Source organism: Methylobacter svalbardensis (genome assembly GCF_037671525.1).
Classification (GTDB): Bacteria; Pseudomonadota; Gammaproteobacteria; order Methylococcales; family Methylomonadaceae; genus Methylobacter_A; species Methylobacter_A svalbardensis.
Genome location: NZ_JAWPOH010000053.1, coordinates 1 through 22,056, shown reverse-complemented (window position 1 = coordinate 22,056; position 22,056 = coordinate 1). Strand labels below are relative to the sequence as shown.

Annotated in this window: 17 protein-coding genes and 2 pseudogenes; 11 read left to right on the top strand and 8 right to left on the bottom strand. The window is 51.6% G+C overall.

Going from position 1 to position 22,056, the window contains the following annotated elements:
* Nucleotides 1-213 precede the first annotated feature (213 nt).
* Complete coding sequence (locus tag RW114_RS16040; protein ID WP_340123777.1) at nt 214-1,116, top strand: LysR substrate-binding domain-containing protein; 903 nt, start codon at nt 214-216, stop codon at nt 1,114-1,116.
* 209 nt (nt 1,117-1,325) lie between these two features.
* Here RW114_RS16040 and RW114_RS16035 read toward each other — a convergent pair whose 3' ends face one another.
* Nucleotides 1,326-1,715: a glycine zipper family protein gene (locus RW114_RS16035; RefSeq protein ID WP_340123776.1), complete on the bottom strand. Its 390-nt coding sequence runs from the start codon at nt 1,713-1,715 to the stop codon at nt 1,326-1,328.
* Between the two features lie 474 nt (nt 1,716-2,189).
* Here RW114_RS16035 and rtcA point away from each other — a divergent pair, with 474 nt between their 5' ends.
* The 9 genes from rtcA (at nt 2,190) to RW114_RS15990 (ending at nt 15,684) form a co-directional block, all read left to right on the top strand.
* Nucleotides 2,190-3,251 carry an RNA 3'-terminal phosphate cyclase gene (gene rtcA / locus RW114_RS16030; RefSeq protein ID WP_340123775.1) on the top strand — a complete coding sequence of 354 codons (1,062 nt, stop codon included), beginning with the start codon at nt 2,190-2,192 and terminating at the stop codon, nt 3,249-3,251.
* Between the two features lie 7 nt (nt 3,252-3,258).
* A complete protein-coding gene (locus RW114_RS16025) occupies nt 3,259-3,513 on the top strand; it encodes a DUF504 domain-containing protein (RefSeq protein ID WP_340123774.1) in 255 nt (84 codons plus the stop codon).
* A gap of 440 nt (nt 3,514-3,953) precedes the next feature.
* Nucleotides 3,954-4,241 carry a hypothetical protein gene (locus RW114_RS16020; RefSeq protein ID WP_340123773.1) on the top strand — a complete coding sequence of 96 codons (288 nt, stop codon included), beginning with the start codon at nt 3,954-3,956 and terminating at the stop codon, nt 4,239-4,241.
* A 197-nt stretch (nt 4,242-4,438) separates the two neighbouring features.
* Nucleotides 4,439-5,098 (top strand): TetR/AcrR family transcriptional regulator, encoded by a 660-nt coding sequence (locus tag RW114_RS16015; protein WP_340123772.1) that lies wholly within the window; start codon nt 4,439-4,441, stop codon nt 5,096-5,098.
* Nucleotides 5,095-6,360, top strand: a complete 1,266-nt coding sequence (locus tag RW114_RS16010; RefSeq protein ID WP_340123771.1) for an MdtA/MuxA family multidrug efflux RND transporter periplasmic adaptor subunit — start codon at nt 5,095-5,097, stop codon at nt 6,358-6,360. Before RW114_RS16015 ends, RW114_RS16010 begins: the two co-directional genes overlap by 4 nt.
* A 146-nt stretch (nt 6,361-6,506) precedes the next feature.
* Nucleotides 6,507-9,635, top strand: coding sequence for an MdtB/MuxB family multidrug efflux RND transporter permease subunit (locus RW114_RS16005; RefSeq protein WP_340123770.1), 3,129 nt, complete (start codon nt 6,507-6,509; stop codon nt 9,633-9,635).
* 430 nt (nt 9,636-10,065) lie between these two features.
* Nucleotides 10,066-13,191 carry a multidrug efflux RND transporter permease subunit gene (locus RW114_RS16000; RefSeq protein ID WP_340123769.1) on the top strand — a complete coding sequence of 1,042 codons (3,126 nt, stop codon included), beginning with the start codon at nt 10,066-10,068 and terminating at the stop codon, nt 13,189-13,191.
* A gap of 204 nt (nt 13,192-13,395) precedes the next feature.
* Nucleotides 13,396-14,874, top strand: coding sequence for an efflux transporter outer membrane subunit (locus tag RW114_RS15995; protein WP_340123768.1), 1,479 nt, complete (start codon nt 13,396-13,398; stop codon nt 14,872-14,874).
* A 210-nt stretch (nt 14,875-15,084) separates the two neighbouring features.
* Nucleotides 15,085-15,684 (top strand): NYN domain-containing protein, encoded by a 600-nt coding sequence (locus RW114_RS15990; RefSeq protein ID WP_340123767.1) that lies wholly within the window; start codon nt 15,085-15,087, stop codon nt 15,682-15,684.
* Nucleotides 15,685-15,978: 294 nt separating this feature from the next.
* Here RW114_RS15990 and RW114_RS15985 read toward each other — a convergent pair whose 3' ends face one another.
* The 7 genes and pseudogenes from RW114_RS15985 to RW114_RS15955 form a co-directional block, all read right to left on the bottom strand.
* Nucleotides 15,979-16,509 (bottom strand): REP-associated tyrosine transposase, encoded by a 531-nt coding sequence (locus tag RW114_RS15985; RefSeq protein WP_340123766.1) that lies wholly within the window; start codon nt 16,507-16,509, stop codon nt 15,979-15,981.
* Nucleotides 16,510-16,598: 89 nt separating this feature from the next.
* The gene (draG, locus tag RW114_RS15980; RefSeq protein ID WP_340123765.1) at nt 16,599-17,483 is read right to left on the bottom strand and encodes an ADP-ribosyl-[dinitrogen reductase] hydrolase; all 885 of its coding nucleotides are present in this window, start codon (nt 17,481-17,483) and stop codon (nt 16,599-16,601) included.
* A gap of 8 nt (nt 17,484-17,491) precedes the next feature.
* Nucleotides 17,492-18,305, bottom strand: a pseudogene (locus tag RW114_RS15975) (NAD(+)--dinitrogen-reductase ADP-D-ribosyltransferase).
* 219 nt (nt 18,306-18,524) lie between these two features.
* Nucleotides 18,525-18,770, bottom strand: a complete 246-nt coding sequence (locus RW114_RS15970; protein ID WP_340123764.1) for a type II toxin-antitoxin system ParD family antitoxin — start codon at nt 18,768-18,770, stop codon at nt 18,525-18,527.
* Between the two features lie 260 nt (nt 18,771-19,030).
* Nucleotides 19,031-19,525, bottom strand: coding sequence for a HugZ family pyridoxamine 5'-phosphate oxidase (locus RW114_RS15965; protein ID WP_340123763.1), 495 nt, complete (start codon nt 19,523-19,525; stop codon nt 19,031-19,033).
* 172 nt (nt 19,526-19,697) lie between these two features.
* Nucleotides 19,698-20,846, bottom strand: coding sequence for a GapS4b family protein (gapS4b, locus tag RW114_RS15960; RefSeq protein ID WP_340123762.1), 1,149 nt, complete (start codon nt 20,844-20,846; stop codon nt 19,698-19,700).
* Nucleotides 20,843-21,490: pseudogene (locus RW114_RS15955) on the bottom strand (PD-(D/E)XK nuclease domain-containing protein); the annotation flags it as partial. The pseudogene RW114_RS15955 and the gene gapS4b, both read right to left, overlap by 4 nt.
* A 67-nt stretch (nt 21,491-21,557) precedes the next feature.
* Between RW114_RS15955 and RW114_RS15950 the strand changes: the two are divergent.
* Nucleotides 21,558-22,056 (top strand): IS4/Tn5 family transposase DNA-binding protein (locus RW114_RS15950; RefSeq protein ID WP_340123760.1); only part of this gene is annotated, 499 nt, incomplete at its 3' end.

Sequence of the window (22,056 nt, the reverse complement as noted above, 5' to 3'; positions counted from 1 at the left end):
GAGCGGCGCGAATGGACAGGCGGCAAGCGTTTATGCGGAAATGCCCAATGACCAGTTCAGACGCTTGCAGCTGAATAGAGGCGACAAGGTTGAGCTGCGGATACGCCACGCGCATTGGTTTCATTAGCGTAAGTTCTCGGGTCGCCTAAAGCGCCTACTTTTGGTACGCTACACCGATCGGCATGCTTTTTAATCAAGGAAACATCCCCAACAATGAATTTAAGCCAAATTGAATTGCTTCGCGTTCTTCAGGAAAATGATTTCAGCCTTTCAAAAGCGGCGGAAAAAATGCATATCGTGCAATCGGCGGTCAGTCGGCAATTGCAGCTTTTCGAAGCCGAACTGGGTTCCCCTTTGTATGAACGGCAGGGTAAAAGATTGATAGGCTTGACCTCTTTGGGTTGCCGCATCATGGAGGAGGTCGCAACCATTAACATGGCCAAAAACAATATCCAGACCATAGCAGCCGACTTTATCGACAGCAACCAAGGCGTTTTGCACATTGCGACCACCCACACCCAGGCCAGGTATTTTTTACCGAAACCTATCCTGCGCTTCAGGGAAAAATATCCGGGCGTCAGGATTTATATGGTAGAAGCGTCGCCCGAACAACTGATTAACAAACTGCATACCCGCAAAGCGGATATCGCGATCTGCACCGAGAAAGTCGGCGAAGATACCGACTTGATCGTCAAGCCCTGCTACGAATGGCATCATGCGGTGGTGGTGCCGCAACATCATCCGCTGAGCGAGGGCGAAATTTCGCTTGAGCGGCTCGCCTCTTATCCGATACTCACCTACAGTTTTGGTTTTACCGGTCGCTCAAATATCGAGACTGCATTTAACAACACCGATATGAAACTGGATATTATCCTGGCCGCCGCCGATACCGATGTGATCAAGACCTATGTACGCTTAGGGATGGGGGTCGGCATTATTGCAGGCATGGCCTATGATCCGGAGGTGGATCATGATCTGGTTGCGCGGGATTTGTCGCATCTTATTCCCAGCTCAAGAACCAAGATCGCCTATCTGAAAAACAACTACCTGCCTGTGTACACGCAGCACTTTATCGACGAGTTGCTGGTTGCGGCTAAAGAACTTAACCTCCATTAAGGAGCGGGATTACGCTGGTTCCCAAGCTCCTGCTTGGAAACTAGCGAAAATCGTTTTTGCCCTATTTCAGGCTTGAGCTGTGTCGATATTGGGCGGGCACATCAGGTTCACACTTTTTATTGGCTACCTGATTGTACGTCCGCAGCAGAAATTTCGGTTTTTCCAGGAACGATGACTTCGTCAAAAATGGCGGTTTTTCAAGGTTCCCTTTAGTTGACCAGTATATGGTCGCGCTGACGCATACATGTTCTGAATGCTCGTTTAAAATTCTCGTTGGCTTCATAACCTTTCCACAATCCAGCGGGAATGGCCAAAATAGCACCACCCGCGGCACCTGTTGCAGCACTGCCCGCTATAGCGCCAACAGCTGCGCCACCAGCTGCACCAGTAACAGCACCGACACCTGCGCCCATAGCGACTTCTTTCGTGATATCCGATGCTTGTTTTGCCAGTGTCTTACACTCTACCATGTCGCGCTGAACGGTTTCTGGATGTTGGTCTATGCGATGATCGATAATCGGATGCCAGCCACTCATAGATGCGCACCCAGTGGCTAATGCAGAAAGCGCCAACATTGTTAATAAATTATATTTTTTCATGTTTTCTCCAAAAAATGGCAATCATTTAAATTAATAAAATAAACTTTTTCATAAGCTTTGACCCTAGGTGACTGAAGCCAACTGGCTATTTTATAAGCAATTATGGTTAGCTAAGATTATCCCTGTATGAAATGAATAGGGGCTTAACAGAGCGGGCCAACGGAGCTTCCACTACGGAAAGGGAAATTCGATTATTTTTTTAGAAAAATCGATATTTAGATTACAGCTGTCGTTGAATGACTGGTTTCAAAGTTTCACCAGACATGCCCTAGAAATTACTGACTGACCGGTTTTTGGCATGGGACTAAACCGCTACGCGCAATTGACGCTACGATTTAAGTCCTGTAGGTTGAGCATGCTTTTATGCCCAACATTGCGATGTTTCGATATGGCGGCGGATTTCTCCATCACCGTATGCCCAACCTTATATCTTGATTTTTTAAGATTATCCTTTAGTGCGGGGAGATTTAGTATATGACGGATAAGCTCATCATCGACGGTTCCCACGGCGAAGGCGGCGGGCAAATCCTGCGCAGCACATTGAGTCTGTCCGCCATCACCGGGCGTCCGGTGCGCATCGAGAACCTCCGCGCGAACAGGAAAAAGCCGGGGCTGGCGGCGCAGCATCTCACTTCGGTGCGGGCGGCGGCGATGCTTTGCGACGCCGAAGTGAAGGGCGCGGAACTCGGCTCGCAAACGCTGCAATTCATCCCCCGCAGGCCTGTTCGGGCCGGCGATTACTCCCTGGACGTGGCCGAGGCACGGGAAGGTGGCAGCGCCGGCGCGGTTATGCTGGTGCTGCAAACCCTGCTGCCGCCGCTGGCGCTGGCTTCGGGCGTATCCACCGTCATCTTGCGCGGAGGCACGCACGTCGACATGAGTCCTTCCTACGATTATGTGCACGATGTCTGGCTGCCTACGCTTGCCCGTATGGGGATGCATGCCGAGCTTTCCCTGGTGCGGTCCGGCTGGTATCCGGTGGGGCGAGGAGAGGTAAGGCTGCGAATCGCGGGATCGGGGGAATTGCGGCCCCTGCGGCTTGAACATCGTGGTCCGCTGCATGCGGTTACGGGGCGCGCCCTGGCCGCCAACCTGCCCGCCCATATTTGTGAACGGATGGCTGCCCATGCGCGCGATCTTCTGGAGCAGGCCGGGATGGCTACGGAAATCGAGGCAGCCGTTTTGGAAGCGGCCTGCCCTGGAGCAGGCTTGTATTTGACCGCGCATTACGAAAACAGCCTGGCCGGCTTCGGCGCCCAAGGGAAACGCGGAAAGCCCGCCGAGCTGGTCGCCGAGGAAGCCTGTTTCGCGCTCTTGCAGCACCATCGATCGGGCGCGGCCCTGGAACAGCATCTCGCCGATCAGTTGATCCTGCCGGCCGCCTTTTGCCGGGGTGAATCCATTTTCGGCGTCGAGCGCATCAGTCCGCATCTCGTCACCAACGCCTGGGTGGTTAAGCGTTTCGGACTGGCGCGGATAGACATCACCCGGGCCGCCGACGGAACCGGTTTAGTCAAAATCCTTGCAAGCCGGTAAATCCATCATGATCCCCATTCAAGACCTCCTCCATCGCATCCGCTGGGATCCGGAATTCGGCCGCGGCGAATTCGTCATCGGTTATTACGACCGGATTGAGCATGAAATCATCCATGTGCCGTTTCGCGAAATCAAATTTCCACAGGACTGCCCCAGCGTTTTCGAACTGATCGATCGCGACGAGGGACAGACGCATACCATTCCCTTGCATCGGGTCAGGTCGGTTTACAAGAACGGCGAGTTGATCTGGCATCGGGAGTGAACCGGCGATCACATTCAGTCGCTACGGTCACCACATAGTTGCCCAATAAGCAGTCGCTCAGCAGCACCTGCTGGTCAAGCACCATCACACTTCGGCTTCAATATTTATATTTCTTTAAAAACAATGCATTAAAGGTTGGCATAAAAATTGACTGTTAAATGTTGCATATCGACAATTCTTTAAACTTGCAGAGCGTCTTGTAGTGCAATAACTGGCAATTAGCCGGTGGCAGTCAAGTTTCTAAAAAATAGCCGACTGGAGTAAGAGGGAGTTTTTAGCTTGTAATCAACCTTGAATCAAACCGTTTGCAAACCCATAAAATATTTCCTTAGGAGAATTCATGAAAAATTATAAAGCGATTATTATCAGCGGGTAGGATGTGTTGAACGTAGTGAAGCGCATCAATCGCGAACGATGCGCCTTGTACCTCGGCACATCCTATGGGCCTGGGCGACACGCTGGTCGAAAGCCGCTACAGCGATTACAAAGACTTCGGCGGCGTACAGTTTCCAAGTCACATCGTCCGCAGCCAGGGCGGCTACCCGGTGCTTGACATCAACGTATCAGCAGTCAAGGCGAACCCGGCGGTTGACATCGCGGTACCCCATCATGCTGGCCGATCTGCGCACCGTCATTGGCAAACCGGCAGCCGCCAAATAGCCGGTCCGACCCGGATCAGGGTAAAAGTGCAATGCTTTTGCCTTGATCTATTTTCATTCATATATTGATCCTGACAGACAGCTCTTGCGCAACCGTTGCCGCTTTTTAAGCAATCAAGAGTGACGCGAGAATAAAAAACAGATAAAAAACAATAGTATAAAATTTGATATAAACAATGCCCAATTTAAAATGCCTATTTAAATTACAAATTTCAATTACAATTACCAAACATAATTAATACGTCTGTTTGAACCAATTTACCTGCATGCCTAATCTTAAAACCAAGCCGGAAAAAACCCGCACCCGACTGTTAACCGCAGCCAGCCGAATCTTTGCCGAGAAAGGCTTTCAGGACGCGACGATAGCCGAAATCTGCGGACAGGCAAAAGCCAATATTGCCTCGGTCAATTATCATTTCCGCGACAAGGAAACCCTCTATCTGGAATCCTGGCGTTTTGCTTTCAACCAGGAACTTGCTCTGTATCCGCCCGACGGCGGCCTGATGAACGATGCACCGGCGGAACAACAGCTGGCCGAGCGGATTAAATCCCTGGTCCGCCGTATCGGCGACGAGAATTCCTATTCGTTTGCGATTATTCATAAGGAAATGGCGCAGCCTACCCGGCTGCTGGCCGATATTCTGGAAAAGGAAATCAATCCGCAACGCCTGCAAATGTTCGCTTTGCTGAAAGAATGCCTGGGACAGGCGGCCAGCGAGCAACAAATCCAATACTGCCATGCCAGCATCATGGGTCAATGTTTTCAGCTGCTGCGGTTAAAGCACATGCAAGGCGCCCGGCCGTTTCGCAGCCATCCCAGCGACTTAAGCGACACCAAGGCGTTTGCCGAACATGTCGTGCAATTCTCGCTGGCCGGTATTCAAGCTATCCGCTCCCAAACTATTAATTTAAAAACGTCCGTATGAGTCAAGACAATCGCCATGAATTACTTCCGCCTGCCAACCGGCGCCGGTCTTTTTTACTGTCCACTTCGTTGATCGTGCTGGCACTGATCGCAGCAGGCTTTTATTTTCAGCATTCGTCGTCTCCCGATGCCAAATCAGGTTCCAAAGGCGGCAAACGCGGACATGATGATGACGCACCGGCAGTGGTGGCGATAGAAACCGCAGGTAAAGCCAATTTTCCGGTATACCTGAACGGCTTGGGCACGGTAACCGCATTGCGCACCGTGACCGTGCGGCCCCGAGTTGACGGCGAATTGGTGAAAGTAGCGTTCAATGAAGGCCAGATGGTTAAGGAAGGCGATTTGCTGGCGGAAATCGATCCGCGTCCGTTTCAGGTACAGTTGCAACAGGCTGAAGGTCAGTTGCTGCGCGATGAAGCACTGTTGAAAAATGCCCAGATAGACCATGATCGCTACCTGACCCTGCTGGAACAGGATTCTATTTCCGCCCAGCAAACCATGACCCAGGAAGCCCAGGTCAAACAATATCGCGGCATTGTGGAAATGGATAAAGCCCAGGTCAATAACGCCAAGCTCCAGCTTAGCTACGCCAGGCTGACCGCGCCGATTTCCGGAAGGGTCGGATTGCGTCAGATCGATCAGGGCAACATCGTCCATGCCAGCGATACCAACGGTTTGGTGGTGATTACCCAGCTCCAGCCGGTCAGCGTGGTGTTTACCCTGCCCGAAGATAATGTGCCGGCGGTGGTGCAGCGCCGGCGAACCAACGAACCGGTCCGCGTCGAGGCCTATGACCGAGCCGGTAAAATCAAGCTGGCTGACGGCAAATTGCTGGCGCTGGACAACCAGATCGATTCCACCACCGGCACGCTGAAACTGAAAGCGCAATTCGATAATAACGAGAGCACACTGTTCGCCAATCAGTTCGTCAACATCAAAATGCACCTGGACACCTTGCCCGGTGTGACGGTGGTTTCCAGCGCCGCGATTCAGCATGATACCCAGGGTCCGTTTGTCTACGTGGTCGGCCAGGAAAAAACCGCACAGGTGCGCCGCATCACTTTGGGACCGACCGAAGGGGATAAGGTTGCGGTGCTCAGTAATCTTGCCGCCAACGAAACGGTGGTGGTGGAAGGAACCGACAGGCTGCGCGAAGGCGGCCGGGTCGATATTGCCCAAAAAGACGGGTTAGCCGTGGCGGCCGATCCTGCTATACAGGCCAAGTCCGAAGGCAAGTCGCGTAAAAAAGATAAACTTCCTTGAATTTAAAAACCGCAATTAGTCCACGAAAAGCACGAAAGACACGAAAAAGGAATCAGTATGTTGTATTACGCACCAACTTGGTATTTCTTTGAATATTTTCGTGCTTTTCGTGTCTTTCGTGGATCAAATGATTTTTTAGATTGAATATGACGCCCTCAAACCATACCCTGCCGAACTTCAATCCATCCCGGCTATTCATCCTGCGCCCGGTGGCGACTTCGTTGCTGATGGTGGCGATGCTGCTGGTCGGTATCCTGGCTTACCGGATGTTGCCGGTTTCCGCTTTGCCGCAGGTCGATTATCCGACCATCCAGGTGGTCACGTTATACCCGGGTGCCAGTCCCGAGGTGATGACCTCGGTAGTCACCGCGCCGCTGGAACGCCAGTTCGGCCAGATGCCGGGACTGACCCAGATGTCATCGACCAGCTCCGGCGGCGCGTCGGTGATTACCCTGCAGTTCAATCTGAACCTGGACTTGGACATCGCCGAACAAACCGTGCAGGCTGCGATTAATGCCGCCTCCAATTTCCTGCCGAACGATTTGCCGCAAGCGCCGATTTACAGCAAGGTCAATCCGGCCGACACGCCAATCATGACGCTGGCGGTCAGTTCCAAAGCCTTGCCGTTGTTCAAGGTCGAGGACTTGGTCGATACCCGGTTGGCGCAGAAAATCGCCCAATTATCCGGCGTCGGCATGGTCAGCATCAGCGGCGGGCAGCGTCCTGCGGTGCGGATTCAGGCCAATCATAAAGCGCTGGCCGCTTACGGCCTGAGCCTGGAGGATTTGCGCAGCGCGATCGCCGCCGCCAACGTGAACCAGCCGAAAGGCATGTTCAACGGTCCGATGCGCTCGGCGATTATCGACAGCAACGACCAACTGCGCTCGGCGGCGGAATACCGCGATTTGGTGGTGGCTTACCGCAACAATGCGCCGGTGCAGCTGTCCGAGGTCGCCGAAGTAATCGACGGTGCGGAAAATGTCCGGCTGGCGGCCTGGGCGAACAAAGATGCGGCGGTGATCGTCAACATCCAGCGCCAGCCCGGCGCGAACGTTATCGAGGTGGTTGACCGTATCAAGGAACTGCTGCCGAAATTGCAGGCGTCGTTGCCGCTCAGCGTCGAAGTGCTGCCGCTTACCGACCGTACCGTAACCATCCGCGCCTCGGTGCATGATGTGCAGTTCGAGTTGCTGCTGGCGGTGGCGCTGGTGGTGATGGTGATTTTCCTGTTCCTGCGCAATGTCCCGGCCACCATCATTCCGGGCGTCGCGGTGCCGCTGTCTTTGGTCGGCACTTTTGCGGTGATGTATCTGGCCGAGTTCAGCATCAACAACCTGACGCTGATGGCGCTGACCATCGCCACCGGCTTTGTCGTCGACGATGCGATTGTGGTCATCGAGAATATCTCCCGCTATATCGAGCGCGGCGAATCGCCTTTAAAAGCCGCCTTGAAAGGCTCCGAACAAATCGGCTTTACCATCATTTCGTTGACCTTTTCGTTGGTCGCCGTGCTGATTCCTCTGCTGTTCATGGGCGACGTGGTCGGACGGTTGTTCCGGGAATTTGCGATCACGCTGGCGGTAGCGATCCTGATTTCCGCAATCGTGTCACTGACGCTGACGCCGATGATGTGCGCCAAGCTGCTGCATTCGAAATCGGAACATGCCGACGTTGAAAAACCCGCCGACTGGTTCGACAAGCTGATTGCCGCTTACGGCCGCAGCCTGGAATGGGTCATGCAGCGGCAAGTCCTGACCATGTCGGTGTTTTTTGCCACCGCAGCGCTGACCGTGGCGCTGTATGTGTTCATCCCCAAAGGCTTCTTCCCGGTACAGGATACCGGCATCATCCAGGGTTTTTCCGAAGCGCCGCAAAACGTGTCGTTCTCGGCGATGGCCGAACATCAGCAAAAACTGGCCGCACTGCTGCTTGAGGATCCGGCAGTGGACAGCCTGTCGTCGTTCATCGGCGTCGACGGCATCAACACCACGCCCAACGCCGGCCGCTTTCTGATCAACCTGAAGCCGCGAGCCGAACGCAAACTGAGCGCAACCGAAGTCATCGCCCGACTCAAACCCAAGCTGGCCGTGCTGGCCGGGGTAAGGCTGTATTTGCAGCCGGTGCAGGATTTGACTATGGAAAACCGCGTCAGCCGCACCCAGTACCAGTTCACGCTGGAGACACCTGATATTGATGAATTAAACCGCTGGACGCATAAGCTGGTCGAGGAACTCTCCGGCCAGCCGGAATTTGCCGATGTGACCAGCGATGTGCAGGACCAGGGTCAACAAGTCTATGTCAATATCGACCGCAGCACCGCCAGCCGCCTCGGCGTCAGCACTGCGGCGATCGACAATACGCTGTATAGCGCTTACGGGCAACGGCTGGTATCGACTATTTTCACCCAGTCCAACCAGTACCGGGTGGTGCTTGAAGTCGATGCGGCCGCGCAAAGTTCGCCGGAAGCTCTGAACGATTTACGGATTCCTTCCAGCAACGGCACGCAGGTGCCGCTGTCGGCGATAGCCGAAATATCGGAACGACCGACGCCGCTGTCGATCAACCATCTCGACCAGTTCCCGGTCGCGACATTATCGTTTAACCTGGCTCCGGGCGCGGCGCTGGGCGATGCGGTCAAAGCGATCGACCGGATCAAGCAGGAAATCAACTTGCCGTTGAGCATCCGCACCAGTTACCAGGGCGCGGCGCTGGCGTTTCAAGCCTCGCTGGGCAACACCCTGTGGCTGATTCTGGCCGCGATTGTTACTGTGTATATCGTGCTCGGCGTACTGTACGAAAGCTATATCCATCCGATCACCATCCTGTCTACGCTGCCGTCTGCCGGGGTTGGCGCATTGTTGGCTTTGATCGTATCCGGCGGCGATCTGGGCATCATCGGTATTATTGGAATTATCCTGTTGATCGGCATCGTCAAGAAGAACGCGATCATGATGATCGACTTCGCGCTGGAAGCCGAGCGCAAACAGGGTATGTCGCCGGAAGATGCAATTTTCCAGGCTTGTCTGCTGCGTTTCCGGCCGATTTTGATGACCACGCTGGCCGCATTGCTCGGCGCTTTGCCATTGATGCTGGGCAGCGGCGTCGGTTCGGAGTTGCGTCATCCGCTGGGCATCACCATGGTCGGCGGCTTGCTGCTGAGCCAGTTATTGACGCTGTATACCACGCCGGTAATCTATTTATGGATGGACAGTCTGGCCCGGCGCGTGTCCGGCTGGCTGAACCTGAATCCGGCTGAAAGCGACGGAAATTTGTGATGAATTTAAGAACCGCAATTTGTCCACGAAAAGCACGAAAGATACGAAAAGTCATTGGGCGAGATTTTCGTGCTCAATGCCGGTCGGGGTTTGCAACCCCGACCGAAACGTTTCAAAGACTCAATAGATTACGAAACGTGAGTGACGGGGTTGCAAACCCCGTCACGCTCAGTGAAGTCTTTCGTGGACAAGAAGCTAGTTTTGCGCTGGTTCCCAAGCTCCTGCTTGGGAACCCAGTTAACGAAGCTCTCGGCAACTGCTCCCTGCGTTGCTCTACCTCCTGCATCCATGCAGTCGCAGCTTCGCGAGTCGGGAAGCTGGAGCTTCCAAGACTGCATTCCCAAGCTGGAGCTTGGGAACGAGCGAAAAGACGTGAAAAGTCATTGGGTAAATTTTTCGTGCTTTTCGTGTCTTTCGTGGACAAAAAACTATGAACCTATCGGCACTGTTTATCTATCGTCCGGTCGCTACCAGCCTGTTGACGCTGGCGATCATCCTGGTCGGCATCCTGGCTTACCTGAACTTGCCGGTAGCGTCGCTGCCGCAGGTGGATTTTCCGACCATTAATGTACAAGCCCAGCTGCCCGGCGCCAGCGCCGAAACCATGGCGGCTACGGTCGCCACGCCGCTGGAGCGGGCCTTGGGACGCATCGCCGGTATTACCGAAATGACTTCCAGCAGCTCGCAAGGTTCTACCCAGATTACCCTGCAATTCGATTTGGATCGCGACATCAACGGCGCGGCCCGCGATGTGCTGGCGGCGATCAATGCCGCCGCCAGCCTGCTGCCTACCAGCATGCCCAATCGCCCCAGTTACCGTCGGAACAATCCGTCCGACTCGCCTATCCTGATACTGGCGCTGACTTCAGACACCCTCGGTCGAGGGCAGATGTACGATGCCGCCTCGACCATCCTGGCACAGAAAATAGCGCAGATTCCCGGCATCGGCCAAGTCCTGGTCGGCGGCTCTGCGTTACCGGCGGTGCGGGTCGAACTGAACCCCAATACGCTGACCAAATACGGCATCGGCCTGGAGGATGTCAGGAACACGATCACCCAAACCAATATCAGCCGCCCGAAAGGCGTGCTGGAAAACGCTGAACAACGCTGGCAGATTCAGGCCAATGACCAAGTCCGCAAAGCCGCCGATTACCTGCCGCTGATCGTCAACTACCGCAACGGCGCGCCGGTCAGAATCTCCGATCTCGGCGAGGTCGTGGATTCGGTTGAAGATCTTCGCAATACCGGACTGAACAACGGCAAGCAGTCGGTGCTGATGATCCTCAGAAAGCAACCGCTGGCTAACGTGATTGAAACCGTCGACCAGGTTCAGGCCCTATTGCCGCAACTGCGCGCTTCCATTCCCAGCGCCATCGATCTGTCGGTGGTTATCGACCGTTCGCTGACCATCCGGGCTTCGATTGTCGAAGTCGAGCACAGTCTATTGATCGCCATCGTGCTGGTGATCCTGGTGGTGCTGGTGTTTTTGCGCGATATGCGTTCCACGCTGGTGCCGATTATTGCGGTGCCGGCATCCTTGCTCGGCGCTTGTGCGGCCATGTATTTTTTCAACTACAGCCTGAACAATCTGACCCTGATGGCGCTGACCATCGCCACCGGCTTTGTGGTCGACGACGCCATCGTGGTGCTGGAAAACACCAGCCGCCATATCGAAAAAGGCGTAGCGCCGTTCAAAGCTGCGCTGTTGGCCGCCAAGGAAGTCGGCTTTACGGTGATGGCGATGAGCGTGTCGCTGGTGGCGGTGTTTTTGCCGATTTTGTTGATGGGCGGCGTGGTCGGCCGCTTGTTCAGGGAGTTTGCGGTGACGCTGTCGGCGGCGGTGCTGGTATCGTTGCTGGTGTCGCTGACCGTCACGCCGATGCTGTGCGCGCGTTGGGTGGGCAGGGAAAGTCCGCAGCATGGCCGAGTCTATCAAGGCATAGGCCGGGCATTCGACCGGGTGCAGACAGCTTACGAAAGCTCGCTGCGCTGGGCGTTGCGCCATAGCCGCATTATGATGCTGATCCTGCTCGGCACCATAGGTCTTAATATTTACCTGTACACGGTCATCGACAAGGGTTTTTTCCCGACCCAGGACGGCGGCAGGCTGCATGGTGAGATTCAAACCGATCAAGGTACTTCTTTTGAGGCCTTGCAGAAAAAATTTTTCGAGATTTCCGAACTGTTGCGGCAGGATCCGGCAGTCACTACGGTGGCCGGGTTTGCCGGCAGCCAGCAGAGCGGCAATAGCGCCAGGGTCTTCGTGGTGCTGAAGCCGCACGATGAACGGGAGCCCATTGAAGAAGTCATGGGCCGTTTGCGCGATAAGGTCAAACGCATTCCCGGTGCCGATCTGCATCTGTCGCCTGCACAAGAACTGCGTATCGGCGGCCGGCCTTCGCTTGGTTCGTTCGATTACGCCTTGCAATCCGACGATTTGGCTCTGCTCCGGGAATGGATGCCGAAAGTGGTCGCCGCGCTGTCCAAGCTGCCGGAGCTTAGCGACGTCAGCACCAACCAGCAAGACAAGGGCCGGCAGATCGGCTTGGTGGTCAACCGGGATATGGCGTCGCGCTACGGCGTCAGCCAAGCGATGATCGACGCCAGTCTTAACGACGCTTTCGGCCAGCGCCAGGTGTCGGTGATCTATAACCCGCTGAACCAGTACCGGGTCGTCATGGAACTGGCACCCGAATATTGGCAAAGTCCCGAAGCTTTAAAGCAGGTTTATATCAGCGTGCCCGCCAAGCGCTTGCCGTCCGGCGAACAAGCGGGCGCGCTTCAGGTGCCGTTGTCGGCGCTGGCCAGCTTTGCGCCGACCAACACGCCACTGTCGGTCAACCATCAAGGGCAGTTCGCCGCCGCCACGCTGTCGTTTAATCTTAAGCCCGGCACCTCGCTGTCCACCGCCACCGAACTGATCGAAAAAACCATGCGCGACATCGGCGTGCCGAATGCGGTTCAAGGCAGCTTTCAGGGTTCGGCCAAAGCTTTCAAGGAATCGTTACGCAACCAGCCTTTTTTGATTCTGGCCGCTTTGGTCAGCATTTACATTGTACTGGGCGTACTTTACGAAAGCTATATTCATCCGTTGACCATCCTGTCCACGCTGCCCTCAGCGGGGGTCGGCGCGCTGTTGGCGCTGATGGCTTGCGATACCGAATTCAGCATCATTGCGCTGATCGGCGTGATTTTGCTGATCGGCATTGTCAAGAAGAACGCGATCATGATGATCGATTTTGCGTTGTTTGCCGAACGCGAGCTCGGGCTGGATTCGCGCGAGGCGATTTTTCAAGCCTGTCTGCTGCGTTTCCGGCCGATCATGATGACCACGCTGGCGGCGATGTTCGGTGCGCTGCCGCTGGCGCTGGGCAGCGGTTACGGCGCTGAACTGCGCCAGCCGCTGGGCATTTCCATTGTCGGCGGCTTGATCTTCAGCCAAATGCTGACGCTTTACACGACACCGGTCGTCTACCTTTACCTGGACCGTTTCCGGCTGTGGTTTGGCGGCCGTTTTTTTAACCGCGTCGCTTCCGAAGCGGATAGAGCTGCTTAGGTGATTCCCATTAGTCAGGAAAGACCATTTCGTCCACGAAAAACACAAAAAGCACGAAAATTTTTAACACAACATCCGATTGGGGTTTCGTGTCTTTCGTGTTTTTCGTGGACAAATATAAACCGGAGAAGGCTGGCGTGTTGCTTCGTGTCTTCGTGGTGAATTTTAAGATTTTTTTGTTAGCTACTTATTTCTGAGACTTACATGACAGTTCGCATTAGCCAATTCCTGATTTATTCACTATTAGCCGCACAACTGGCCGGGTGCACGGTAGGTCCCGACTATGTCCGCCCGGAAGCCAAGATTTCCAATGAATTCAAGGAAAGCAAAGGCTGGAAGCAGGCTCAGCCTCGCGACAACGTGCTGTCCGGCAAATGGTGGGAAATTTTCAACGATCCCCGGCTTAATCAACTGGAAGAACAGGTCGCCGCCGCCAACCAGTCGATCATCCAGGCCGAGGCGCAATACCGCCAAGCCCAGCATCTGGTGCAATCGGCGCAATCGGCTTTTTTCCCGATACTCAATCTTACCGGCATGACCAACCGCTTCCGCGCCGCCAGCGGCCAAAACGTGGCGGTGTCGGGAGTCAGGAGCCTGTTCGGCGTTGCCGGGGCAATCGCCTGGGAGCCGGATTTATGGGGCAGCGTCCGTCGTCAGGTCGAAGCCGACACCGGCAGCGCCCAGGCCAGCGCGGCCACCTTGCAGGCCTTGCGGCTGTCCAGCGAAGCGGCATTGGCCGATAATTACTTTCAGTTAAAGGCATTGGATGCGCAAAAAGCCCTGCTTGACGAAACCGTGGATGCTTACAGCAGAACCCTGCAAATCATCAAAAACCGTTATGCGGTCGGCATGGTCGCCAAGAGCGATGTGATGCAGGCCGAAACCCAGCTGGAATCGGCGCGCGCCCAAGCCATCGATCTCGGCGTACAACGGGCGAAACTGGAACATGCGATTGCGGTATTGATCGGCCTTACCCCGGCGGAATTGTCTTTGGCTCCTGCGCCGTTGGACGTGCAGCCGCCGCCGATTCCGCTTAGCCTGCCTTCGGAGTTGCTGGAGCGGCGTCCGGACATTGCCGCCGCCGAACGCAAAATCGCCGCCGCCAATGCCCAGATCGGCGTAGCCAAAGCGGCTTATTACCCGAGCCTGAATCTGGCCGCCACCAATGGTTTTCAAGCGTCTACGCTGGATACCTTGTTCAAGGCCGCCAGCCGCTATTGGGCGCTGGGTCCGGCCGGTGCGGCGTTGACGGTATTCGACGGCGGTGCTAAAAGCGCCCAGTACAAACAGGCGATCGACGGTTTCGACGCCAGCGTCGCCGCTTACCGGCAAACGGTGCTGACCGGATTTCAGGAAGTGGAGGACAATCTGGCCGCCTTGCGGATACTGGAGGAAGAAAAACAGGTGCAGGATAAAGCCGTCGCCGCCGCCAACCAGGCGCTGGCGCTGATCATCAATCAATATAAGGCCGGAACCGTCAGTTATTTGGATGTGATAATCGCGCAAACCGTGGCCTTATCCAACCGGCAGACCGCCGTGCAGTTGCATAGCGAGCGGATGTCAGCCTCGGTGCAGCTGGTCAAGGCCTTGGGCGGCGGCTGGAATGTAGCCATGCTGCCGAGCGAAGACCAAGCGAGCGGCAAGGTTAAGTGGACGGATTATTTGATATTTCCGGTGGATTGAGAACTGACAAGCTGACTACACCGGATAGACCAAGTTCGATCAAGGCGTTTGGGAGGTGTGTTTTTAGTTTGCCTGAAAGGTTGCTATCAATTATTAATTAATATAGCATCCGGCCTAACGGATTGCAGGAGTTGCGTTATACACCTGTGATTGAAAATTAATATACACCTGAAAAGGTGCCTACATTCGTTAGCTGTCTGCAGAAAATCTATGGGTTCTACTTTCAAAACATCTGCCGGCGGCGGTCCATCGGTTCCCTTTCGTCGCGTAATGATGTTCGTCGATGGCGAGAACTTAGTTTTTCGATACCAAGAGATGCTTCGCCAAGGACGTATACCGCAAGCGGATATAACGCACAAATCTGATGTTTACGTGTGGTCGCCTAAGACCGTGCTCCTCAATGGCTATTTCGAGGTAGAGCGTGCAACTTTTTATACATATACCACCGGCGATAACACTGCCGTTGATATTGTATCGTCGGAAATCAAAGGTCTTAGATTCGATTTGCATTCAGATTCAATGCTGCCGCGAACGTTATCACCACGTGTATTCTGGAAGGCGCGTTCCTCGAACGGGAAAGGGGTCGACATCCAGATGACCATTGATATCCTTACCCACGCATATCGAGACAACTACGACATTTTGTATTTGGTGTCGGGCGACGGCGATTACAAACCAGTTCTCGAGGAAGTTGTACGCAGCGGAAAGCAAGTATACGTGGCGGCGTTATCAAGTGGGCTTAACCCAGCACTGTGTCTATCTTCGGACGAATTCTTTGATTTAGATCGCGTCTACTTCGAAGAAAAATAATACTCCAAGCGGGACGGGGTTTGCAACCCCGTCCCTTACGTTTCTGCGATGCCTGGCTAAACGGTTAACACTTAACCAACGCAAAACGTTTCGGACGGGGCAACATGCCCCGTCCGGCTGTCGTACATGACACCAGAAGAAACAGGGCCATAGGATGGGCTAAACAACGTGCAGCCCATCAATCGCGAACGATGGGCTTCGTACCTTAGCCCATCCTATAAGCTGTCGCATTTCAATCCGATAAGGTGGCTAACTTATAGGATGCTGCCGACGCAAGGAGGCGCATCGTTCGAGTCATTCGCCCGCATCAATATTAAATTCCCCTGAATATCCCCAGGTCGCTGGATAAATACCCTTCGCCACGAATCGATGGAAACTCGAATGAGGCCAGTCGATAACTCGCTGTACCCTGCCATGTTTTACTGGATTCCAATGGATATAATCCATATGTTGGTTAAAATCATTTTGATCAACGATCAAATGAGCCCAAAAGCGGCGTTGCCATAAACCGCGTTCACGTCGTTTGCTTCGGCTTTCCGAAATTCTTTCACCTTTGTCTATAACACGAGAAAAGTGACCTTTGAGTATATTCCAGCGAGTCGAATAATCAGCATCCTCTGGCGGTAAAGTCCAAATACAATGAAGATGGTCCGGCATAATCACCACCGCATTGATATGGAAAGGCCTACGTTCCTTCACATAACGAAAAGCTGCTCGTAACAAATCAATTTTTTCAACCAGCAATTGATTGTTGCGTCGTTGGGCAAGGTTCACAGTGAAGAACCAGGTGGCATTGGGAATGTAAATACGGCGATAGTCAGTCATTGATTTAAATATCATGTCTCGAACGATGCGCCTCCTTACGTCGGCAGCATCCTATAAACTAGTAGCGTAGGGTGTGCACCAAATGGGTTTTACAGTAATCCCGCAAGCCGGATAAGCCCCGTCGTCTGTTGACGTATTTGCTCGACAACCTGTTGATCCAAACGGGCTAACCAGCGCTCCGGAATCTGTTCGATACCATATTTGGCACCTGCCAGCATACCGACCAACGCGCCAGTGGTGTCGGCATCGGCACCCTGATTAACGGTGGCAATCAGGCAGGATTCAAAACTGTCAGTGCTAAAAAAATAATGTAAAACCGTTTGCATGGTATCGACAATATAGGCTGAGGCTTTGCCCGGATAAGGCTTATAGGCAAATTCGCCGTATTGACTGATCAACTGTTCCGCTTCCTGTTTGCAAGTGTCTATATCCTGCCCATTAATCAACTGATTGACCATCCGCCCCAGTGTTAAAGTAGCTGCATTAGACAACGGATGATTATGGGTAATGTGACTCTGTTGTAAACTCCATTCGTTAAAATAGTCCGGCCGATTTAAGGTCGCCAGCGCCACCGGCAGATTGCGCATGCACGCTCCGTTTCCTGCATCGTCATCGCGAGGCAAACCGAATAGTTCGCCGCTGTCCCGATAGCGCGTGATGCCGCGTCGACAGGTATTGCCTATATCCGGCGGATCGCTTTCCAGCCAGGCGACAAAATTATCGGCGACCGCCCGAATGTTCCAACCCTGATGATCGATAATGGCTTGCCCGAGTGCGAGCGACATTTGCGTATCGTCGGTGACTTGGCCCGCTTCCAGGGCCAGCCAGCCGCCGCCGATCATATCCCGATGCACGCCGTGGCGTTTCTGGATTTGTTTCGGCGTCATAAACTCCACCGTCGCCCCGAGCGCATCGCCGCAGGCAAAGCCCAAATAGGCACCCAGCGCTTTGTTCAACACTTGTTCTGTAGACATGATTTCCTCTAACGCTGCACTTTAACCCGATAATCGCCGCCGATCACCAGATATTCGGCTTCGCCGTGCAAGGCAGGCATGGTGCGGCAGCAGATCATTAAAAAAAATCAGTTTAACCATCGGCACTTCAACCTCCAGGATATAAGCGCCGAATTCGCTGGCAATACTGCGGCGGTCGGTAAAGGAAACGATATTATTGAAACGCACGATTTTATGCGGCTTATCCTGATCCTGAACAAGCCAATCGTCGTCCAGCGAATTGACGCCGCGATACAGGGTTTTATGTGTCGCCGCCGGAAACTGAAAACGTTCGATAATCCACTGGCAATATTCGTACAGCAGGTCCAGCTGCATGTAAATGCAGTTGTTGTGATAACGGCTGTTCATCTTTTCTTCGATATACATGATCCAGTCCTTGCTGATGAAACTGGCTATGTGCTGTTTATGATAAGTGGGAAATAGTCCAAAGCGGCTTTCGACCCAGCCTTTAAAAACCGCGCCCTGGGCGTTGTTTGAATCCAGCCCCCAATCCTGGATTAACCTGAGATAACTGTTGCGATAACGTCGTCTTCCCGAATGGTCGTTGCGTAGTCGTTGCTCGGTTTCAAAGCCGAAAACGATGCACATATAGTCTTGAAATATCCGGCCGCAATCATCGTGCGTTGATTGCCTGGACAATTGCTCAAACAAACCTGAAGCAGACTCGCGGGTGCCTGCAATATGCAGCGGTTTGGGATTTTCGTTAAAAGCATGGCTGGCCATGCACGCAGTCGCCAAACCGATTAAGTTGGTGCTGTGACCATATTGGGAAATATCCGGCATTTGTTGATTAGGAAGGTGTTCAGGCGGTAAAGGGGTTAATCAATTTTCACATCAAATTGTCCGTTTAGCCAGAATGTATTCGAAAATGGCCTTTTCGGCCGCAGCCATGGTTAAGCCTTTTCAAAGGGGCTTTCACGCAAAAATTTAAGTTTTTATGGTTCCCACGTTCTAAGCTCGTCGTTATACACAAGTATCTACGAGACAACCGAAAAGACGGCATTACGCGCCCTCTTCTTTATCAAGCTCTTCAATCAAACCTGTCAGCGAATAATTTTCAGCAATTCCGCTTTCTTCCCCTTCTATCAGCGCGGAACGTAAAGCAGCCAACTTTATTTCTTGAGCCTCCAAAAGCCTAAGCCCCGCCCTGACAACCTCACTTTTAGAACCGAAGCGCCCTTCTTCGACGATGTCGGCAATGAATTTTTCAAAATGAAGTCCAATCGAAACGCTGGTATTTTTTTGCATCAGCTATAACTCCGCTTTTATCTATGTACCAATTATTAATAACTATTGGTATTTTTGCAAACATTCAATACAGAAAGGCGACAACTGGCTACCGGTGTAAATATAAGAGGATTAGTGGCATTAAGCTCATTCAATCCGAGGCGAGTTGGAGTGCAGGCTTCGCCTGCAAGCAGGCGAAGCCTGCACTCCAGACGCCTGAGTTAATGTCGCTTGATCAACGATGGCATCGCTATTTTCTGAGCTGCTTTACAGATACTCGGCTAAATATGACGCAAGGCGCCATCGTTCACATTAATACTGAAGGCGCGACCGAAACCAATAACGTACCGTCCATTTTCCGGACGCAATGCAAACAAATGAAAATCCGATAATGAGCGCAACACACTAACCACCTCGCCAAACTTATCCTGCATGGCCTGTACCCGTTCAGCGTAAATTGCATCGTCACGGATTATTTCGGTGACACTACAACTTAACACCGCACGTTCTCGTGCAAAAAGGTTAGGCGATTCGAATTCCGAACGGATAAACAATATCGATGTCTGCGGGTTATTCAGCAAGTTAACCGTATGGCAGGCCATCTCGCTGACATAGATATAAAAGACTCCGGCATCGTCCCGCACAAAAGGTGCGTAACTGATGTCAGGAACGCCGTTTGCTGAAGCCGTCGACAGTAATAGCGTTTGCTGCGACGCCATCAGTTCCTGATAACGTTTGGTAATGTCTTCAAGCTCTTGTTTGCTTATTTCACTCATTGGTCATCTCCCTCATGCACGATAAGTTGGGTAGGGCGAAGCGAAGCCTAACAATCAAGGTTTCGATTTGTTGGGCTTCATTGCATTCAGCCCAACCTACCGCAGTTATAGCCAATCAGGGGCCGCGGTGCGCCTCCTGATTAGCTGAGCTATTTTGTTTATTTTGTGAAGTTTAAGCTGCTGTACTCATTCGATCTGAAATTAATTGTTCGTATTTTTGTTCAATTAAAGAACGAACAGCTTTATGAATAGCTGTTAAAACTATTTTCTTAGCTCCCGGATTAATAGTATTTTCATAGGTTGTTCGAACTAATTCAAAAGTTAATTCAGCAGACGAAATATCTGCCTTGTTACGTCCTGAATGGCTAAATGAAAAGCTGATTTGACACTCACCTGAGTTCGCGGCTTCTAAGAATGGAAATGTCACATCAATACGCAGAATGTGGTAATACTGATAATACTGTTCATCTTTAATCAAAAAGACATCATTAAGGCGATCTCCATCAATCTTCAAACGCCGTACAGCCTGATTCATCCAGGCGATTTGTGGATGATCCGGCAACGGAGGTGCGTTTTTATCAAGACTGATCTCAATATCATTAACAGTTCCCAACGCAAGGCATTTAGGGAAACCAGCAGTAAGTCGTTTAAAGAACCTAACCCTTTCTTCGTTTGTGAAAGAGTCAAAAGTAATTTGTTGTGGTTTTGTATTAGATACTAACTTTGAATCGTTTAGTATCTTTGTAATACGAGAAGTTATATTTTTGTTGACGGCTTCGGTTCCTTTTGAAGAGTGAGTGGAAGCAAAATCAAGTTTGAGGGCGTTGCCTTGTTGTTCAATCGTTATTTCCCCTCTAAAAATTAACTCTCGTTGTAAATAATCCTGGCTAAAGTCTTTCCGGTTGATGGAATAAGAAATTGATATTTTATTCTTGCCTTCAACAATAACTTGCGGTTCAATAACAAATTCTTCGTTTCCTTTATTAGAAAGTGGTTGAAATTCTTCTATAAATAACAATTTCTTAAGTGGGGTAATCCAATCTAATCCTGCCGCCGAAAGCTCTAAACCTAAAAGAGGCTTTACTTTTGGTCGTGATTCACGACTTACGCTACTTTCTATCAGCTTTGAAAAATCATCGGGTGTAAGCAACGTTGCAGACAAAAGAGGAACTGTAACTGGTTTGTCGTTACCTCCTACAAAAACCCCTTTTTCTTTTAATGTATTATGAACTTCTCCGTATGAGATAAGTTCGCTATTAAGCAACACACGAAGGTCATTACCCAAAAAAATACTTGAATTAATATCAAATCCCGAATTCATTCTGTTTCCCTATCAAGAAAATTCAATATAGAACGTTCAAAAGAAAATGGCGTTATGGTTTCTGTACGGCTATTGAAGGCAAGACGAGCCTGTATTGCATCATTTCCATGGTGGGCGGGATTATAATCAGGCATTGCTATTTTTATTATTGAAACTAAACCAGTTGCGAACTGTAAAGAATAGGCAATTAACTTTTTATAAGCATCAAGACTAAAAGATTGGTTAGCATAGATAACTAGCTCATGAACTCCGCCGTCTGAATTACGAATAATACCAGGAATAATGTCCGCAACAATTAGCTCTAATGGAATTACTTTACCTGTACGTTCTTCATTTACTCCTACTGATGTTCCAAGTTGAGGATAAAAAAATTCAATTTTTTTATCAAGTGAGCGCAGCTTTAAATCGTCAACGACTTTTAGCAGGAAAGATGCGCGAGCATTATCTATTAAGTAAACAGGTACATTATTGGATTGCTCAAGCTGGATATTTGACAAGCTTGGTTTAATATTATGTTCAATATCTTTTTCATCGTTATGCAGCCAAATCAATAAACCCGCTTGATGATTATGTTTTTTTACACGGAAGGCACTGGTGATTTCTCTTAATTCAGGGCTGTGTTTGGCGCACTCAATTGTTTCGTGTAGCTCCTTTAAATCATCTCCTTACACACAAGTTGTTAAGATTTAGTAAAGTAGAATCATTTTAGCTATGAATTGGGCAAATAGAGAATTTCGTAATTTAGATTTAGGTGATAAACGACTAAAGAATAGAGCCATAAAGCTAATCGAAAACCTAGCCAAGTCGCCAAAATCAAGCATACCTGAATCATGTCAAGGTTGGGCAGAGACGCAAGCAACCTATCGTTTTTATGCCAATGAAAATGTGACCTGGGATAAGGTGCTTGAAGGACATGCAAATAACGTGGAAGAACGTATCCGTCTAAGTGATTCAGCGGTTATTTTATGCCTGCAAGATACAACGGAACTAGACTTCAATGGACAGCAGACCGAAGATTTAGGGCGCTTGTCTTATGATGCCCAGCGAGGGATGTACCTTCATCCAACGCTATGTGTAACATCTGATCGAATCCCTTTAGGAGTGACCGATGCCTGGATGTGGGCAAGAGGAACAAGTAAGGAGAATGATCAACAACAAGACAGCATAAAAGAAAGCTGTCGATGGATAGAAGGTTATGAGCGCGTTGCTG

Bases quoted from the DNA above. Each gene is read 5' to 3' on its own strand.
- RW114_RS16000 (WP_340123769.1), top strand. From the start codon at position 10,066: ATGAACCTATCGGCACTGTTTATCTATCGTCCGGTCGCTACCAGCCTG.
- RW114_RS16010 (WP_340123771.1), top strand. From the start codon at position 5,095: ATGAGTCAAGACAATCGCCATGAATTACTTCCGCCTGCCAACCGGCGC.
- RW114_RS16020 (WP_340123773.1), top strand. From the start codon at position 3,954: ATGGGCCTGGGCGACACGCTGGTCGAAAGCCGCTACAGCGATTACAAA.
- gapS4b (WP_340123762.1), bottom strand. From the start codon at position 20,846: ATGAATTCGGGATTTGATATTAATTCAAGTATTTTTTTGGGTAATGAC.
- RW114_RS16035 (WP_340123776.1), bottom strand. From the start codon at position 1,715: ATGAAAAAATATAATTTATTAACAATGTTGGCGCTTTCTGCATTAGCC.
- RW114_RS16025 (WP_340123774.1), top strand. From the start codon at position 3,259: ATGATCCCCATTCAAGACCTCCTCCATCGCATCCGCTGGGATCCGGAA.
- rtcA (WP_340123775.1), top strand. From the start codon at position 2,190: ATGACGGATAAGCTCATCATCGACGGTTCCCACGGCGAAGGCGGCGGG.
- RW114_RS15995 (WP_340123768.1), top strand. From the start codon at position 13,396: ATGACAGTTCGCATTAGCCAATTCCTGATTTATTCACTATTAGCCGCA.
- RW114_RS15990 (WP_340123767.1), top strand. From the start codon at position 15,085: ATGGGTTCTACTTTCAAAACATCTGCCGGCGGCGGTCCATCGGTTCCC.
- RW114_RS16015 (WP_340123772.1), top strand. From the start codon at position 4,439: ATGCCTAATCTTAAAACCAAGCCGGAAAAAACCCGCACCCGACTGTTA.
- RW114_RS15985 (WP_340123766.1), bottom strand. From the start codon at position 16,509: ATGACTGACTATCGCCGTATTTACATTCCCAATGCCACCTGGTTCTTC.
- RW114_RS16040 (WP_340123777.1), top strand. From the start codon at position 214: ATGAATTTAAGCCAAATTGAATTGCTTCGCGTTCTTCAGGAAAATGAT.
- RW114_RS15970 (WP_340123764.1), bottom strand. From the start codon at position 18,770: ATGCAAAAAAATACCAGCGTTTCGATTGGACTTCATTTTGAAAAATTC.
- RW114_RS16005 (WP_340123770.1), top strand. From the start codon at position 6,507: ATGACGCCCTCAAACCATACCCTGCCGAACTTCAATCCATCCCGGCTA.
- draG (WP_340123765.1), bottom strand. From the start codon at position 17,483: ATGTCTACAGAACAAGTGTTGAACAAAGCGCTGGGTGCCTATTTGGGC.
- RW114_RS15965 (WP_340123763.1), bottom strand. From the start codon at position 19,525: ATGAGTGAAATAAGCAAACAAGAGCTTGAAGACATTACCAAACGTTAT.